Origin of the sequence: Gillisia xinjiangensis (genome assembly GCF_046298265.1) — a bacterium.
Classification (GTDB): Bacteria; Bacteroidota; Bacteroidia; order Flavobacteriales; family Flavobacteriaceae; genus Gillisia; species Gillisia xinjiangensis.
Genome location: NZ_JBKAHK010000002.1, coordinates 603,331 through 621,149 on the forward strand (window position 1 = coordinate 603,331; position 17,819 = coordinate 621,149).

Below are 17,819 nucleotides of genomic sequence, written 5' to 3' on the forward strand. Positions count from 1 at the left end.
ATGAAAAATATTAAGAATATTATATTTTCTCTTCTCCTGATTTCTTTTAGTGTCAGTTGTGTGGAAGATGATTATGAGCTTGATACAATCATAGTTCCTTCCAACCTGGAGGTGTCCTATGAAGTTGTAGGGCAATCGGCAGAAATGCCCGATGGCGATGGAAGCGGAGTCATAAACTTTACGGCTTCTGCAAATGATGCGATAACCTATAAATTTGTCTATGGTGATGGGTTTACAGATGTTAGCAGTGATGGGACTGCTTCACATAATTTCAATAAAAACGGAGTGAACGATTATACGGTTACGGTGGTTGCTTCAGGAGCGGGCGGCGCATCCTCCAGTAAAATAAGCGTGGTAACCGTATTTAGTGATTTTGATGATCCCGAAACCAAACAACTGCTTACCGGTGGAAATTCTAAAACCTGGTATGTAGCCGCATCCTTACCTGGACACCTGGGTGTGGGACCTGCTACAGGAGCAAATTTCACTTTTCCGCAGTATTATGCTGCGGCGCCTTTTGAGAAATCGGGAAATCCTTGTTTCTATAATGATGAATTAACTTTCAGTCTTCAGGGAGATGCGTTGCTTTTTGATTATGACAATAAAGGGGAAACCTTCTTTCAAAACTCCTATAATACCGAGTTTGGAGGAGGTGGGCCGGATGATCAATGCCTGCCTTATGATAGTTCAGGTCAAAAAGCGGTTTCTCTTTCTCCTTCAACTTCAGGTTTTCCTGAGGATGAAACCACAGGAACTGCCTTAAATTTTTCCGGAGGAGGTTTTATGAGTTTTTATGTGGGAGCAACTTCTTATGAAATTTTAGAACTTACCGCAAATTATATGCACGTAAGGGCAATTCAGGCAAACGATCCCGGTTTAGCCTGGTATTTAAAATTCACAACCGCTCAGGGCGAAGAAGAAACTGAAGAATTTGTTTCAGAATTTAATGACCTTTTCTGGGAAGCCGATTTTAATACAGATGGTCCTCTGGATCCTGACACCTGGAATTTAGAAATTGGAAACAATAATGGCTGGGGTAACAATGAAAGCCAGTATTATACGGCAGAAAACGCTGTATTAGAGGGTGGAAATCTTGTAATTACTGCAAAGGCCGAAAGTACCAACGGTTTTAATTATTCGTCTTCCAGAATCACTACAAAAGATAAGGTTGAATTTAAGTATGGTAGGATAGAAGCCCGAGCAAAATTACCTCAGGGTAAGGGTACCTGGCCGGCAATATGGATGCTGGGAGCCACATACCCGGAGGAAAGCTGGCCTGGTGTTGGAGAGATTGATATTATGGAGCACGCCGGAAACAGGCAAAACGAAATTCACGGAACCTTACATTATGCAGAGAATTTTGGAGGAAATGCCGATGGTGATACCAAAACCATCCTTAATGCCAGTACCGAATTTCATATCTACACCGTTGAATGGTCTGCAGAAAGAATTTGGTTCCTGGTAGACGGGGATGTGTACCACACTTTTGAGAACAATTCCACGACACCTTTCAATAAAGAATTCTTTTTATTGCTGAATGTTGCTATGGGAGGAACCTTTGGAGGTGCTATTGATCCTGCTTTTAGTGAGTCGGCAATGGAAGTGGATTACATTAGGGTATACCAGTAAAAAGTTTATAATTAGCCAGTAATCTCCGGGGGAAAATGGATTCCCCCGGAATATTAATCGACCAAAATGAAAAAATATATACTGTTTATTATCGTACTTTTTAGTAGTGGATTTTTAGCCATTGGACAAAATTCAGAAATATTGAGTTCTGTTAAAAATGTTGAAACCAAAGTCGATTCGGTTTTAGCATTGATGACCCTTGAGGAAAAAGTAGGCCAGCTTGTACAATATAATGGGAGTTGGGATCTTACCGGTCCTGCTTCCAATCTTGATGCAAAGCAAAAAGAAGAAAATCTGAAGAATGGGCTTGTTGGCTCGATGCTCAATGTGCTTTCCGTAGAAGCAACCACCGAGGCTCAAAAGCTTGTGATGGAAAATTCACGGCTTAAGATCCCCTTGTTATTTGGATATGATGTAATTCATGGGTATACAACGATATTCCCTGTGCCACTTGCAGAAACTGCGAGTTGGGATATGGAAGCCGCGGAAGAATCGGCCAGGATCGCAGCACTGGAATCTGCTGCACATGGGGTTAACTGGACATTTTCACCTATGATAGATGTTTCCAGGGATGCCCGCTGGGGTAGAATCATGGAAGGATCTGGCGAGGATCCTTATCTCACTTCAATGGTAGCTGTTGCAAAGATCAAAGGTTACCAGGGGAAAGATCTTTCACATCCCCATACCATAGCCGCCACGGCCAAGCATTTTGCCGGATATGGCCTTGCGGAAGCAGGTCGGGACTATAATACGGTGCACATAGGTGAAAACGAACTGCATAATACCGTGCTTCCTCCATTTAAAGCTGCTGCAGAAGCAGGGGTAGCCACTTTTATGAATTCTTTTAATGATATCGATGGAACTCCGGCCACAGGTCATAAGGTTTTACAAAGGGACATTCTCAAAGGAGATTGGGACTGGAACGGATTCATTGTTTCAGACTGGGCTTCAATCTCAGAAATGATCGATCACGGATTTGCCCGTGACAAAAAACATGCCGCAGAGATCGCTATCAAAGCTGGAAGCGATATGGATATGGAAGGAGGGGCTTATGAGACCAGCCTTGTTCAATTAGTAGAAGAAAGTAAAGTTGATGAAGCACTTATAGATGATGCCGTAAAAAGAGTGTTGAGGGTAAAATTCAAAATGGGTCTTTTCGAGGATCCTTACAGGTATTCCAATGCAGAAACTCTAAAAAATATTTCTTTTGAAGATCATCGCAAGGCTTCCAGGGACATTGCAAAAAAATCAATCGTCCTTCTTAAAAATGAGAACGGACTTTTACCAATAAGCTCTTCGGTTAAAAACATAGCTGTGATTGGTCCTCTTGCCAATGACAAGGATTCCCCTATAGGAAACTGGCGTGGCCAGGGAGAAGCAAATTCTGCAGTATCTGTTGTTGAAGGGATTCGGAAGGCAGTGGGTACAGATGTTAATGTAAACTATGCCAAAGGTGCCGATTTGGGGATGGGGGAACGCAGTTTCCTAATGCCTCTGAAGATCAACGAAACTGATACTTCAGGTTTTGCAGAAGCTGTTGAGGTCGCAAAAAACTCGGAAGTGGTGGTGATGGTGCTGGGCGAAGATGCTTTCCAAACAGGTGAAGGCCGCAGTCAGGTAAACATTGGTCTTGCAGGAGTTCAACAGGAATTGCTTGAAGAGATCTATAAAGTCAATAAAAATATAATCCTGGTATTGATCAATGGCAGGCCTATGGAAATTTCCTGGGCTGCCGAAAATCTTCCGGCTATTACAGTAGCCTGGCAACTTGGAACTGAAAGCGGGAATGCTATTGCAGATGTTCTTTTTGGCAAATACAATCCTTCGGGGAAACTTCCGGTTTCCTTTCCAAGAGCTGTAGGACAGGAGCCTCTTTATTATAACCAGAAGAATACAGGAAGACCTTACAGTGATCAACACGTAACTTTCTCTGGATATACAGATTCTCCAAAAGATGCCCTTTATCCCTTCGGATTTGGCTTGAGTTACACCACGTTTGAATATGGAGAACCACAACTTTCAGCTAAAGAAATGAATGAAAATGAAACTTTAGAAGTTAGGCTTTCAGTAACAAATACAGGAAATGTTGCCGGAAAGGAAATTGTTCAGCTATATATAAGAGATCTTGTAGCAAGTACAACCAGGCCGGTAAAAGAGTTGAAGGCCTTTGAAATAATTGAACTTGCTCCCGGAGAAACCAAAAATGTCCAGTTTAAAGTTGATGAAACAATGCTTCAGTTTTATACAGCAAACAGAAAATGGGAATCTGAAGCAGGTGAATTTGAGATATTAACGGGCAGCAATTCCCGTGACCTTAAAAAATCAATATTCAGTTTAAATAATTAAAATATGAACGGTACACTAAAGGCTTTATTAACACTTACGATATTTTTATGCATCTCCTGTTCTCCCAAAGCACAGGTTGTTTTTGAGGATAATTTTGAAGGCGATCAGCTCAATATGGATTACTGGAGCTATGAAGAAGGTGATGGTTGTCCAAATTTATGCGGCTGGGGAAATAATGAGAGACAAATCTATAACCGCGATTATGTAAGCCTTGAAGATGGAAAGCTTGTGATTGAAGCGGTAAAAACCGGCGACAAGTATTTTTCGGGAAAGATTAATACCAAAGACAAAATAGAATTCCAATATGGAACTATTGAAGTACGGCTAAAACTGCCTGAAGGTCATGGACTGTGGCCCGCTGTATGGATGCTTGGTTCTAATATTGATGAAGTGGGATGGCCGGGTGCCGGAGAAATTGATATTATGGAATATGTTGGAAGGGAACCAAATACTGTGTATTCTTCCTTACATACTCCTGCAAGTCATGGGGAAACAGAAAACTCTAAAAAAACGATCATAGAAGATATTGAAGAAGGTTATCACACCTTTAAAACGGTTTGGACTGAAGATGATATACAATATTTTGTAGATGGAGATCACGTTTATACCTTCATCCCGAAGGCTTATGATGAAGCAAATTATCCCTTCCGTCATCCCTTTTACTTTTTAATAAACCTTGCAGTTGGTGGAAATTTTGGCGGCCCGGAGGTTGATGATACCATATTTCCAGCTAAATTTTACATTGATTGGATCAAAGTGACCGAGAATTAGCTATTATCAATAATTTTTATTTAGTTTTATCAGGTACTTAAAATTTCTCCATGAAAAATAAAACATACCTTATCCTTATCACCATTGTGTCCGCTCTTGGCGGACTGCTTTTTGGTTATGACACCGGCGTGATAAACGGCTCTCAGTACTATTTCAGTCAGTATTTCGATCTTGATCCCGGGATGAAAGGTTGGGTTGTTGGGAGTGCTTTAATAGGATGTTTTGTGGGTGCCATCGTTGCCGGGCCATTAAGCAAAGCAATTGGAAGGAAATATTCCCTTATCATCTCTGCCATTTTATTTTCACTTTCGGCATGGGGTTCAGGATTACCCGCATTTTTACCTGAATCTGTTTCCCTTCTGGTAATGTTCAGGCTTCTTGGAGGACTTGGGATTGGGATAGCTTCTATGAACGCACCAACCTATATCGCTGAAATCGCTCCTGCCAAAATCCGTGGCACCCTCGTAAGTTATTATCAACTAGCTATTGTTGTAGGATTCTTCGTGGTGTTTTTAGTGACTTATTTTATTGGGAATAGTGCTACCGAAGCCGAGAATATTCAGGATGGATGGAGATTGATGTTCTGGTCTGAACTTATTCCGAGTACACTGTTTTTAATACTGCTGTTTTTTGTTCCCAAAAGTCCAAGATGGCTTGCTATAAAAGGACTTAAATCTGAAGCATTCAAAGTCCTGGTACGCATTCACGGAAAAGAAGTTGCAAATGAGGAAATCCGCGATATTGAAAGATCCATTGAAAAAGATAAAGGTAAAGTCAAACTGAACATATTTGCAAAAGGGGTGTTTTCTATCATAGTGATAGGAACGGTTTTATCTATTTTACAACAATTTACCGGTATTAATGCGGTGCTTTATTACGGTGCCGATATTTTTGAAAGTGCACTTGGTTTTGGGCAGGAAGATGTATTGCAGCAACAGGTATTGCTAGCTGCGATCAACTTGGTATTTACCTTTGTGGCGATGGCAACAGTAGATCGATTTGGAAGAAAACCATTGATCTATATTGGAGCTGTGGGAATGTTATCTGGATTTTTAATGCTTGGCGCAACCCTTATGACAGATACTGTAGGATTGCTTTCTTTGGTGGGTGTCCTGTTGTTTATAGCATCTTTCGCAATGTCTATGGGACCTGTAGTTTGGGTGATCTTATCAGAAATGTTCCCAAACAATATGCGAAGTACTGCAATGTCTATAGCCGTTGCGGCACAATGGGCGGCAAACTACGTGGTAACCCAGTCTTTTCCACTGGTTGCAGAAAGCGAAGTCAATAAAAGCGAATACTGGAATGGATCCTTACCTTATTTTATATTCTCCGTATTTATCCTTGCCATCATATTTTTTACGTACAAATACATTCCTGAAACAAAAGGAAAATCACTTGAAGAACTTGAAGATATGTGGGATATTCCGGAGGAAGCAAAGCAAATTAACTAATATAAAAGCTGCCTAATATTTTTTAGGAATACCAGTTATAATGGGAAAAAGGAATTTAAACCGATATTAAAAATCAGTTTAAGTTCCTTTTTTGTATGAAGAATTTTTTCAGTAATTGAGATGCCTCTTCTTCCATGATCCCCGATTTCACCTTTGTTTTTGGATGGAGTTTAGTGCCCATTTTACGGAATCCGCGTTCCGTATCACTTGCGGCAAATACAAGATTGGAGATCTGACTCCAGTAAAGGGCTCCTGCACACATCTGGCAGGGTTCCAGGGTGACATACATCGTACAATTTTTAAGATATTTCCCGCCCAGATAGTTGGCCGCGGCCGTGATGGACTGCATTTCGGCATGTGCAGTAACATCATTCAATAATTCTGTGAGATTATGCCCGCGTGCGATTATCTTTTCATCAATTACAACGACCACCCCCACAGGAATTTCGCCTTTTTCAAATGCCAGCTCCGCCTCCTGAAGCGCTTTCCTCATAAAATATTCATCATCAAAAGGAGTAAGTATCATATGTAATTATCTATTATTTCGACTTCGCTCAATACAAGTGTTTTTTATTGGTCTCCCGATAGCTATCGGGAGTAATTCGCATATCTTCATTGGTGTTTGCATCGGATTTCAGTTATGTTCATTTCATATTGAAATTTAAAGTTTCCGAAAGGTATAAATTTAAATGGGATTCGTTTATTTGGGATTCGTTAATTAGAAAGGTAGTAGTTAGATGAACATAGTTAATGGATTTAACAGGCATTTTTTTGATCCATGTGATTCGTCCAATCAGATCGCAGGATTCTTCATTTCGTTCAGCATGACATTTTTAGATTGTTTTTGTCATTATGAAGGAGCTGTGTTCCTCTTTTTTGTCAATCTGAACGAGCTTTTGGGCGAGGAAGAATCTTGACAGGGTGTTATATTTTCTGACCAAAAATAATTGAACTACATCACAGCATTTCTTCATCACTCCATCACTTCTTTTCCTTTTAAATTTTTAATTATTTTTAAACAGATTCAAAATGTACCTTTGTTTTTATGGCTGAAAGTATTTTAACGAACATCAATTCTCCTTCCGATCTGCGAAAACTTCCGCAGGAAAAACTTTCGGAACTTGCATCGGAATTAAGGAAATTCATCATTGATATAGTCGCAACCAAAGAAGGTCATCTTGGAGCCAGCCTTGGCGTGATAGAACTTACTATAGCGGTTCATTATATTTTTAATACTCCTGAAGATCTCCTTGTTTGGGATGTTGGACACCAGGCGTATGGACATAAAATCCTCACCGGAAGAAGGGATTCATTCCATACCAATCGGCAATTAAACGGCCTGAGCGGATTTCCTAACCGGCAGGAGAGCGAGTTTGATACTTTTGGAGTTGGGCATTCCTCCACCTCTATTTCCGCAGCGTTGGGGATGGCTCTGGCCTCTAATTTAAAAGGAGAATTTAAAAAACAACATATAGCTGTAATAGGGGATGCCTCTATCGCCAGCGGAATGGCCTTTGAAGGCCTGAACCATGCAGGTGTTTCCAAGGCAAATCTCCTGGTGGTTCTAAATGACAATGCCATAGGAATAGATCCTAGTGTGGGTGCTCTAAAACAATATCTCACGAAGGCAAAAGTGGGTCAGAAACCCTCTCAGGACAATATTATCCAGGCGCTCAATTTCAAGTATTCTGGACCTGTAGATGGTCACGATATTCCCGGATTGCTGAAAGCCTTTGAGGAACTGAAAAAGATCAAAGGGCCAAAATTTCTCCACGTGATCACCAGGAAAGGAAAAGGCCTTCAGAAAGCTGAAGAGGATCAGGTGAAATACCATGCTCCGGGCAAATTCACGCCCGAAACAGGAGAGCTTTTGCCCTATAAAACCGATGGATTGCCTTTAAAATATCAGGATGTTTTTGGGCTGACCCTCGTAGAACTGGCTGAAAAAAATAAAAAAATAATCGGGATCACTCCGGCGATGCCTACGGGAAGTTCCCTGAAATTTATGATGGATGCTTTTCCGGATAGGGCTTTTGATGTTGGTATTGCAGAGCAGCACGCTGTAACTTTAGCAGCGGGAATGGCTACCCGCGGATTCACGGTCTTTTGCGCCATTTATTCCACTTTTTTACAACGGGCGTATGATCAGGTGATCCATGATGTTGCATTGCAAAATCTCCCGGTTATTTTCTGCCTGGATCGTGCCGGATTGGTGGGAGAAGATGGAGCCACCCACCATGGGGTATTTGATATCGCATATTTGCGTTGTATCCCGAACCTTATTATAGCAGCTCCTTCCAATGAGGTGTCCCTTCGTAATTTGATGTATACCGCGCAATTGAATTTAACTTCTCCGCTGGTTATTCGATATCCGCGGGGCAGAGGCGTGGTATTGGACTGGAAACAGGAATTTAAGGTAGTGGAATTCGGGAAGGGAGAGAAACTGAAGGATGGAACCAAACTGGCTGTAATAAGTATTGGAAGTATTTGTATAAATGTGAAATCTGCTATTGAAAGTCTCGATTTTTCAGAAGAGATTGCCCATTATGATGCAAAATTTGTTAAACCTCTGGACGAGCGTATGCTTCACGATATTTTTGATATTTTTGACAAAGTAATCACTGTGGAAGATGGAGTAATTTCAGGTGGGTTTGGAACAGCAATTCTGGAATTTGCCTCAATAAACCAATATCATGCTCAAATAAAGTGTTTAGGAATTCCAGACAAATTTATTGAACATGGAACTGTCCTGGAATTGCAAGAAATCGCAAAAATTGACGTTCATAGTATAGCGAACGCCATCAATCATTTTCTGAAGTAACTAAAACTAATACCTGTATAAATTTTTTTCACCCTCATGCAACCCAAATTTTTCCTTATCCTTTTCCTTCTTTTTAATTTTTCAATTGTTTCTGCAAAGGAATATAACCTGGTTAAAAACGATACTGTACAAAGCGATACTGTTGCCGTAGACAGTGTTTTAACCGATGCCCAGGAAGAAGTAATAATTCTGTGGACCGAAAAAAATGCAGTGGGTGTTAATTTTAACGAAGTTGCTTTTGTAAACTGGAATGCTGGGGGAAATAATTCTATTGCTGCAAACTTCTATGGGAATTTTGAGCGGAATTATAAAAAGGAGCTCCTTTCCTGGAAAACAAACGCCTCGATACGATATGGATTGAATGCCCAGGAAGGACGTGAGTTAAGGAAAACCGATGATCAAATAATGTTCAATTCCACAGCCGGTTACAGAACGGATTCCACCTCAAACTTCAGATATTCCGCCAAATTTAATTTCAAAACACAGTTTGCGAGTGGGTATCGATATCCAGATACGGAAAATCCCATCTCTAAATTTATGGCTCCTGGTTATGTTTTTTTAGGAATAGGAACTGAATATACGGACCCCAAAGAGGATCTTACCGTATACCTTTCTCCGGTAACTCAAAAGTCAACTTTTGTACTTGATCAGAATTTTGCAAACGATGGGAGGTTTGGGGTGACTCCGGCTGTGAGGGATGAAGAAGGAAATATTATTCAAAAAGGAGAAATGGTTCGGACAGAGTTTGGGATGTTGTTAACCAGCGGATTTTCAAAGGAAATTTTTTCAAATGTAAAGCTGGATAATCAATTGAGCCTATATTCAGATTATCTCAATAATTTTGGTAATATTGATGTTGATTGGGAACTGAATGTAAACCTTACTGTGAACGATTTCATAAAAGCCAGTATAGGTTCCCACCTAAAATACGATGACGACATAAAAGTTCAGGCGGATACCAATGATGACGGTAAGCTTGAAAACCTGGGGCCAAAAATCCAGTTCAAACAAATGCTGGGTGTAGGGGTTGTTTACGAATTTTAAGTCCTTTTATCCTTAAAAAAAGATTGGTTCACCTTTATTTTAAATATATATGCTGGACTACCCAAAAATCGCTTATTTTTCACCTTCAATATCTTTTAAAAACAGGAATTTTAAAGTTTCAATCCCTTATATTTTTCAAATGAAGCAACCGTGTTTCCATCGGTTAAAGAAGCCGTAAAAGAGCATATTTGGATCAGGGATGTATATAAAGTTTGTCCTTCAGATAGGACCAATTTTGGAACAGACCTTCTTACCAGTTTGTTAAAGTTGGAATCCGGTGTGTTTTCATCCGGTAAAAATGCCTGTGTATAAGTGTCGAGTAAATGGGAAAGCATTTTATATCCTGCAATCTCTTTATTAATCACCTCTTCGCTCTGGTAAATTCGCTCCACGCTTATCTTGATAATATCCTTTATCTGTGCCTCATAACTGCTTTTATCAAACAGCGAATGGTGGAATTCCCCGGCCAGGATGGCTTCTTCATTTTTCAAAAATAATTCTACTGCTTCCGTAATAAGCGTATTTATCGCGAGTGCACGTAAATAGCTCAACCTGTCTGCAGTAGTGGTAAGGCTGTTGTATTTTGAAGTATTGATGCTGTTTTTTACCAATTTAATAAGGTATTCCAACGCATATTCTTCATCGATCAATCCAAGGTTGATCCCATCCTCAAAATCTATGATGGTGTAACAAATATCATCTGCTGCTTCCACCAGAAATGCTAATGGATGTCTTGCAAAAGCGATGTTTTCTCCGGTTCTTAATTCTTTAAGCCCCAGTTCTTTTGCAATATCTTTAAATATGTGTTTTTCCGTTTGAAAGATCCCGAATTTTTTATCTCCTATATTTCTGGTGGGTTTATGCGGAAGGGATTCTTTGGGATATTTTGTAAATGCTCCCAGGGTGGCATAAGATAACCGAAGACCACCTTCAATTCCCGGACGGTTTTCTGTCAGGATCTTAAATCCGTTTGCATTTCCTTCGAATTTTATTAAATCTTCATATTCTTTTGCTGAAAGCTGCTCCTTAAAACGCATTCCATTTCCCAAACTGAAATATTCCCCAATAGCCTTTTCTCCGGAATGCCCGAAAGGCGGATTTCCAATGTCATGGGCGAGTGCGGCGGCTGCTACTATAGCGCCAAAATCGTTCATCTGATAGCCGTGAATGGTTTTGAGGTGCGGATGCTTCTCCAGGATCTTTTGCCCCGCCAGACGGCCTAAGGATCGTCCAACTACTGAAACTTCCAGGCTATGGGTAAGCCGGGTATGAACAAAATCGGTTTTTGAAAGCGGTATTACCTGGGTTTTATCCTGTAAACTGCGGAAAGCCGAAGAAAATATAATGCGGTCATAATCCACTTCAAAACCCAAACGGGTTTCATTTTGTTCTTTCCGAAGGCGTTTGTTCTTATCTCCAAACCTCTTTAAAGACAGGAGTTGTTCCCAATTCATCATATAGTATTCTTTATCTTTTTAGTTATCTAAATTTAAGATTGAGCATTATTTTTTCTCAGGTTTAATGTTTTATGGTAGCCAAATATCTCTTCATTACGTCCCGCAGAATTCGCGGAATTACGCAGAATTTATAAACCATTTACTTTTCTATAAATACCTGAATTTATATTTTCTACATTAAAATTTACCAAAATCGCCAGCTTTAAGTTTGTAAGTTTCAAATAGGTAATAACTTGTTTATGGTGAACTTCAGCTAAATTTTCTACAGATTTAACTTCAATAATAACCTTTTCATTCACTAGCAGATCTAATCTAAATCCTACCTCTAATTTTTTATCTCTATAATAAACAGGTACAGGAACTTCTCTTCTAACATTTAATCCTTCGTTTTTTAAATCGGCTTGTAAGGCAGCTTCATAAACAGATTCCAGAAGACCGGGGCCAAAATGTTTATAGACATTAAATATAGAACCTCTGATCTTATATGAAATCTCATTTTCACTCATCTTCCATATTTTTTATCATGCAGAATTTGTCTGCGAAATTTTGCGAATTCTGCGGGACCCATTTTTTTACACACACTTCAAAAATAACAAAAAAGGGAAGTAAACTTTCGAATACTTCCCTTTTCTTTGGTATGCGCAAATTTGTTGGGGGGATGGATTTTTATAATTATTTTAATTTTTTTTTATTTAGGTTGGATCCAAAAGTATTGACTCTTTTATCTCTACTCATATCTCACATCTATTTAAGATCCGCACATCAAACAATCGTCTCCTTCTGCTTCCTTGGACTGTGCGATTAAGGCACGTAATTCTTCTGGCGAAAGAGAAGTGTTGGAAGATGCGGCTTTTATTTGTGGAGGATGAGCAACCGGGGCTTCCAATGGTTCTGCAAAGGCTGGTTCCGGTTCTTTTTTGTCCTCTTTTTTAAGGGTGAATTTTATAGCATCAACGGCGCTTTTGGTTCGTAAATAGTACATTCCGGTTTTTAGGCCGCTTTTCCAGGCATAAAAATGCATAGAAGTAAGCTTGCTGTAATTGGCATTTTCCATGAACAGGTTCAGCGATTGAGACTGATCTATGAAATAACCCCGGTGTCTCGACATATCTATGATATCCTTCATGCTCAGTTCCCACACGGTTTTATAGAGTTCCTTCAAATCCTGCGGAATAACATCTATTTCCTGCACCGATCCGTTTGCACGCATAATGGCATCCTTCACATCATCGGTCCATAAATTGAGTGCTACCAGGTCATCAAGCAGGTGCTTGTTTACTACTATAAATTCTCCGGAAAGCACTCTTCGGGTATAAATATTTGAGGTATAGGGTTCAAAGGCTTCGTTATTACCAAGGATTTGCGAAGTAGATGCAGTTGGCATAGGCGCAACAAGTAACGAGTTTCTCACTCCGTTTTTAACGACCTGTTTTCTAAGTTTTGCCCAATCCCAGCGTCCGCTTAATTCTTCATCTTCAACTCCCCAAAGGTTGTGCTGAAATTGCCCTTTACTTATGGGCGATCCTTTAAAGGTAGAATAGGGCCCTTCTTCCTGAGCCAGTTCCATCGAGGCGGTTACGGCAGCAAAATAGAGGGTTTCAAAGATCTCCTGATTTAGCTTCTTGGCTTCATCGCTGGTAAATGGCATTCTTAGCTTAATAAAAGTATCTGCAAGTCCCTGAACGCCTAATCCTATTGGACGGTGACGCGTATTGGAATTTTCAGCTTCTTTCACCGGATAATAATTCCTGTCGATCACCCTGTTGAGGTTTCTGGTAACTCTTTTAGTGATTTTAAAAAGCTCCTTATGGTCGAATTCATCACCTTTTATAAACATAGGCAAAGCGATAGAAGCCAGGTTACAAACAGCGATCTCGTCCGGGCTTGTAAATTCCATGATCTCCGTACATAAATTTGAGGATCGGATCGTCCCTAAATTCTGCTGATTTGATTTCCTGTTGGCAGCATCCTTATACAGCATATATGGAGTTCCGGTTTCTATTTGGGATTCCAGGATTTTTTCCCATAATTCCCGCGCTCTGATGGTTTTTCTGCCTTTTGCTTCACTTTCATATTTTAAATAGAGTTCATCGAATTCATCTCCATGGATGTTGTAAAGATTTGGGCATTCATTTGGGCACATCAGCGTCCAGTGCGCATCTTCTTCCACACGTTTCATGAAAAGATCCGGGATCCACATCGCATAAAAAAGATCGCGGGCACGCATTTCTTCTTTTCCGTGGTTTTTCTTTAAATCCAGAAAGTCGAAGATATCGGCGTGCCAGGGTTCCACATACATTGCGAAGGAACCTTTTCGTTTTCCTCCACCCTGATCTACATAGCGTGCGGTATCGTTAAAAACCTTCAGCATAGGAACAATTCCATTGGAAGTTCCGTTGGTTCCGGAAATATAGGATCCGGTAGCGCGCACATTGTGAATAGACAATCCAATTCCGCCGGCAGACTGGGAAATTTTCGCCGTTTGCTTCAGGGTATCGTAAATTCCATCTATACTGTCATCCTTCATGGTTAGAAGGAAACAGGAAGACATTTGCGGTTTTGGGGTACCGGCGTTAAATAATGTTGGGGTAGCGTGTGTGAAATATTTTTTGGACATCAGCTCATAAGTCTCTATAGCCGATTCTATATCATTCAGGTGAATTCCCACAGAAACACGCATCAGCATATGCTGCGGACGCTCAGCGATCTCTCCGTTTAATTTTAAAAGATAAGAACGCTCCAGGGTCTTAAATCCGAAATAATCATAATTGAAATCCCTGTTGTAAATTATGGTACTGTCAAGCAGTTCTTTGTTTTCCTGGATCACTTTAAAAACCTCATCTGCCAGAAGGGGTGCTTTTTTGCCTGTTCTTGGGTTGACATACTCATATAGATCTGTCATTACTTCAGAAAAGTTTTTCTTGGTATTTTTATGCAGGTTGGAAACAGAGATCCGCGCTGCTAACCTGGCATAATCCGGATGGGAAGTGGTCATGGTAGCCGAAACTTCTGCAGCCAGATTATCGAGTTCACTGGTGGTAACTCCTTCATATAATCCTTCAATTACCCGCATTGCAACCTTTAAGGGATCTACCCTTTCATTAAGTCCATAGCATAATTTCCTGATCCTGGCTGTGATTTTGTCAAACATCACCGGCTCTTTATGGCCATCTCTTTTTAATACATACATAGATTGGTTTTTTTAGTAGGTTTGCAGAGAAGAGGAACTTACCCACAAACGGGAATTTATAATGGGTCCATAATCCAAACAGCGCGTCCGTGGGGGGATTTGCTGTTTGAGAATTACAGAAAAATACTATTTGATAAAAAACCGGGCAGAGCCGTGTTGGGGGCACGACCTTTTCCGGTGTAACGCTTTTTTAAAAATCGGCGTCAAAACTTATTTTGTTGGTGTCTTTGTCTTTGTTCATCACTCCAGCCTTCTGGTATTCTCCAACTCTTTTTTCAAAGAAATTAGTTTTACCCTGAAGGTTGATCATGTCCATAAAGTCAAATGGATTGGTGCTGCCGTATTGCTTTTCACATTCCAGCTCTACCAGAAGCCTGTCTGCAACAAATTCCAGATATTGGGTCATGAGTTTTGCATTCATTCCAATAAGGCTCGCAGGAAGGGATTCGGTGATGAATTCCCGTTCAATGTTAAGCGCATCCATAATGATCTCACGAATTCGTTCTTTTGGAACTTTGTTAACCAGGTGTTTGTTGTGCAGGTGCACCGCAAAGTCGCAGTGTACACCTTCGTCTCTTGAAATAAGTTCATTGGAGAAAGTTAGTCCGGGCATTAATCCGCGTTTTTTAAGCCAGAAAATAGAACAAAATGCACCCGAGAAGAAAATTCCTTCCACTGCGGCAAATGCGATCAGTCTTTCAGCAAAAGAATCAGATTCGATCCATTTTAAGGCCCAGTCTGCTTTTTTCTTAATTGCAGGAAAAGTTTCAATTGCTCTGAACAACTGATCTTTTTCTTTCTCATCTTTTACGTAGGTATCGATTAACAAGGAATAGGTTTCAGAATGAATGTTCTCCATCATTATCTGAAATCCGTAGAAGAATTTTGCCTCGGAATACTGTACTTCATTTACGAAGTTTTCAGCAAGATTTTCATTCACAATCCCATCTGAAGCTGCAAAAAATGCAAGTATATGTTTGATGAAATAACGTTCATCTGAATTCAGTTTATTGTTCCAGTCGTTTGCGTCCTGGTGCAGGTCGATCTCCTCTGCAGTCCAAAAGCTGGCTTCCATTTTTTTATACCAATCCCAGATATCGTGATGTTTGATAGGAAAGATTACAAATCTGTCTTTGTTTTCCTGTAAAATGGGTTCAAGTTGTGCCATGTATTTTGGTTTTCTGGTTTTGCTAATCACGCTAAGAAATCAACGTTAACAAATATGGAGAAACCAATTAGATTTTAAAAGATGTAGCGCCAAACGTTTTCAACAAAGTTTTTAACAAGCAGAGTTTACGTTTCTAATAGAATCGTTAATGTTTAACTGTAAACTACTGAAAATCAATAAATTGAATACTGTTAATAAATACTATATGAATTTTAAGGATATCCCTTAATCCCTTTAAAAATGGTGCTTAAGAAGTTTATTGCATTTGTTAACAATTGTGCCGAAAACACACTATTTCCATTCCCGGAATCCGGAAAGATTTGAAAAAACTGTTTTTATCTGAAATGTCATGAACAAATTGAAGAATCCTGCACCCTCACTGGACGCATCATTTTTGAAAGGCACTAAACAGAAAACACGTCTAACAAATCATCAAAAGATTCTTCCTCGCCCAAAAGCTCGTTCAGAATGATAAAAAGGAGGGAAGCAGCTCTTTCAGAATATGGATGCAATCAAATATTTTTAAACCAATCAATAAAATAATTCCCCAAAACCGGAACGGGTTTGGTTTGGTAGTTTATAGCATTAATAAGCCCAAAGATCCAAAGAACCAGTAAAAAAATAGATCCAAAAAGGGAAATGATCCATCCTAAAATTGGGATCATTCCTATAATAAATAATCCAACGCTAATTAATACCAATCCCAGGGATTGTTTTATATGAAAACTTGCGAATTCATATTTCTTGTCGTTGTTCATTACAAAGGCGATGATAAGGCCAATAAAAGTTAAGTAAGCGATCACCGCGATCGTCTTGTCTTCCCCGGTTTTTTCGATAATATTGCTTTGTGATTGTTGATTTTCCATTTCAAGAAATTTTAAATTAAATTAATTTTTTGCCAGACTCATATTGTCGTTTTTTCTAAGTTGTAGGCTGTACTTTTCAATACCAATACAGGTTAACGTGATATTATCCCGTATGCTTTTCTTTCCTTCAGAGATCATTTGCATTAACATTCCTTTCTCCAGCCAGTTAGGATTAAAGTTTTGGGGAATCAATTTTTGACTGTTTCGGTGGAAATCGTGAATGCCCAATTGGGTTTCTTCTGCAATATAAAAAGTGTACACAAATTGGTTGTTTTCAACCTGAAAACCTTTGCTTTCGTATCCCATTATTTCTTTATCTCCAATTTTGTTAAAACTTAAAACTCCCTGGTTTTCTCCCCTTTTTGACACTGTAGGTTCCGTATTCAAAATTCTAAATGCTGAGGTGATTTTCGTATCCCCCAGGCCAATAAAAAGCACATTGATATTTCTTTCCGGATCCACTACCAGGTACCTTTTTCTGTCTTCAGAAATTTGCAAACCAAAATAAGGAGCATCTTTTTTAAACAGAAAATTCATCCTTCTTTCTCCTTCTTTGGTTTTCAATAGAAAAATAAATTTCCATTCAAAATCATATAATTCCAGAATTTCTGAAGGTTCTACCTGTTCCATCCCTATTAGGAAGCCAAATTCCTGTAACGCATCATGCATAAGTAAATCAGTGGAAATGGCATTGTAACTTTCATGGAAGACCAATGTTGCCCTAGCTTCAGTTTTTAATGGCTGTTCCGCTGTTTCCTGAAGTTTTTTTAAAAATTGTCCTTGCGTGGGTATAGAAAGCAAAATGGCTAGAACCCATGTTAAAATCTTCCTTTTCATCATACATGCATTTAGATTTTTCTAAAAGCTATCTTCGGCACAGGAACACTAATTCCTTGAAATGGGGCGATAAAATTAATTTGGTGGGGTAGCTATTTGGGGCAAATAATGTCTACTTAAAAATACGGATTTTAATTTAAAATTTTTCTAAAATTTAGATATTTCAGCTAGGTAATTTTACCCGGTTTTGGAAAGGGATTTAATTTCATTCACGGGAAAATTGATGAATATCACAG

At 39.5% G+C, this 17,819-nt stretch carries 13 protein-coding genes; 6 read left to right on the forward strand and 7 right to left on the reverse strand.

Going from position 1 to position 17,819, the window contains the following annotated elements:
- From ACKGJN_RS03810 to ACKGJN_RS03825, 4 genes are all read left to right on the forward strand, one after another.
- Positions 1-1,629 carry a family 16 glycosylhydrolase gene (locus tag ACKGJN_RS03810; RefSeq protein WP_409538101.1) on the forward strand — a complete coding sequence of 543 codons (1,629 nt, stop codon included), beginning with the start codon at positions 1-3 and terminating at the stop codon, positions 1,627-1,629.
- Between the two features lie 66 nt (positions 1,630-1,695).
- Positions 1,696-3,975, forward strand: a complete 2,280-nt coding sequence (gene bglX / locus ACKGJN_RS03815) for a beta-glucosidase BglX (protein ID WP_409538102.1) — start codon at positions 1,696-1,698, stop codon at positions 3,973-3,975.
- A gap of 3 nt (positions 3,976-3,978) precedes the next feature.
- Positions 3,979-4,746: a glycoside hydrolase family 16 protein gene (locus ACKGJN_RS03820; RefSeq protein WP_409538103.1), complete on the forward strand. Its 768-nt coding sequence runs from the start codon at positions 3,979-3,981 to the stop codon at positions 4,744-4,746.
- Between the two features lie 50 nt (positions 4,747-4,796).
- Entirely contained in the window at positions 4,797-6,200 is a 1,404-nt protein-coding gene (locus tag ACKGJN_RS03825; protein ID WP_409538104.1) for a sugar porter family MFS transporter, read from the forward strand.
- Between the two features lie 73 nt (positions 6,201-6,273).
- On the opposite strand, the gene ACKGJN_RS03830 is transcribed toward ACKGJN_RS03825, so the two are convergent.
- A complete protein-coding gene (locus ACKGJN_RS03830; protein WP_409538379.1) occupies positions 6,274-6,723 on the reverse strand; it encodes a nucleoside deaminase in 450 nt (149 codons plus the stop codon).
- 522 nt (positions 6,724-7,245) lie between these two features.
- Here ACKGJN_RS03830 and ACKGJN_RS03835 point away from each other — a divergent pair.
- Together ACKGJN_RS03835 and ACKGJN_RS03840 are read left to right on the forward strand one after the other, a co-directional pair.
- Positions 7,246-9,021, forward strand: coding sequence for a 1-deoxy-D-xylulose-5-phosphate synthase (locus ACKGJN_RS03835; RefSeq protein ID WP_409538105.1), 1,776 nt, complete (start codon positions 7,246-7,248; stop codon positions 9,019-9,021).
- 36 nt (positions 9,022-9,057) lie between these two features.
- Complete coding sequence (locus tag ACKGJN_RS03840; RefSeq protein WP_409538106.1) at positions 9,058-10,065, forward strand: DUF3078 domain-containing protein; 1,008 nt, start codon at positions 9,058-9,060, stop codon at positions 10,063-10,065.
- A 110-nt stretch (positions 10,066-10,175) separates the two neighbouring features.
- Here ACKGJN_RS03840 and dgt read toward each other — a convergent pair whose 3' ends face one another.
- From dgt to ACKGJN_RS03870, 6 genes are all read right to left on the reverse strand, one after another.
- Positions 10,176-11,519, reverse strand: coding sequence for a dGTP triphosphohydrolase (dgt, locus tag ACKGJN_RS03845; RefSeq protein WP_409538380.1), 1,344 nt, complete (start codon positions 11,517-11,519; stop codon positions 10,176-10,178).
- Positions 11,520-11,650: 131 nt separating this feature from the next.
- A complete protein-coding gene (locus ACKGJN_RS03850; RefSeq protein WP_409538107.1) occupies positions 11,651-12,028 on the reverse strand; it encodes a GxxExxY protein in 378 nt (125 codons plus the stop codon).
- A gap of 242 nt (positions 12,029-12,270) precedes the next feature.
- Positions 12,271-14,712, reverse strand: a complete 2,442-nt coding sequence (locus ACKGJN_RS03855) for a ribonucleoside-diphosphate reductase subunit alpha (RefSeq protein ID WP_409538108.1) — start codon at positions 14,710-14,712, stop codon at positions 12,271-12,273.
- Between the two features lie 190 nt (positions 14,713-14,902).
- Positions 14,903-15,880 (reverse strand): ribonucleotide-diphosphate reductase subunit beta, encoded by a 978-nt coding sequence (locus ACKGJN_RS03860; RefSeq protein WP_409538109.1) that lies wholly within the window; start codon positions 15,878-15,880, stop codon positions 14,903-14,905.
- Positions 15,881-16,392: 512 nt separating this feature from the next.
- Positions 16,393-16,746 carry a DUF4870 domain-containing protein gene (locus ACKGJN_RS03865; protein WP_409538110.1) on the reverse strand — a complete coding sequence of 118 codons (354 nt, stop codon included), beginning with the start codon at positions 16,744-16,746 and terminating at the stop codon, positions 16,393-16,395.
- A 21-nt stretch (positions 16,747-16,767) separates the two neighbouring features.
- Positions 16,768-17,586: a hypothetical protein gene (locus tag ACKGJN_RS03870; RefSeq protein WP_409538111.1), complete on the reverse strand. Its 819-nt coding sequence runs from the start codon at positions 17,584-17,586 to the stop codon at positions 16,768-16,770.
- Between the last annotated feature and the right edge of the window lie 233 nt (positions 17,587-17,819).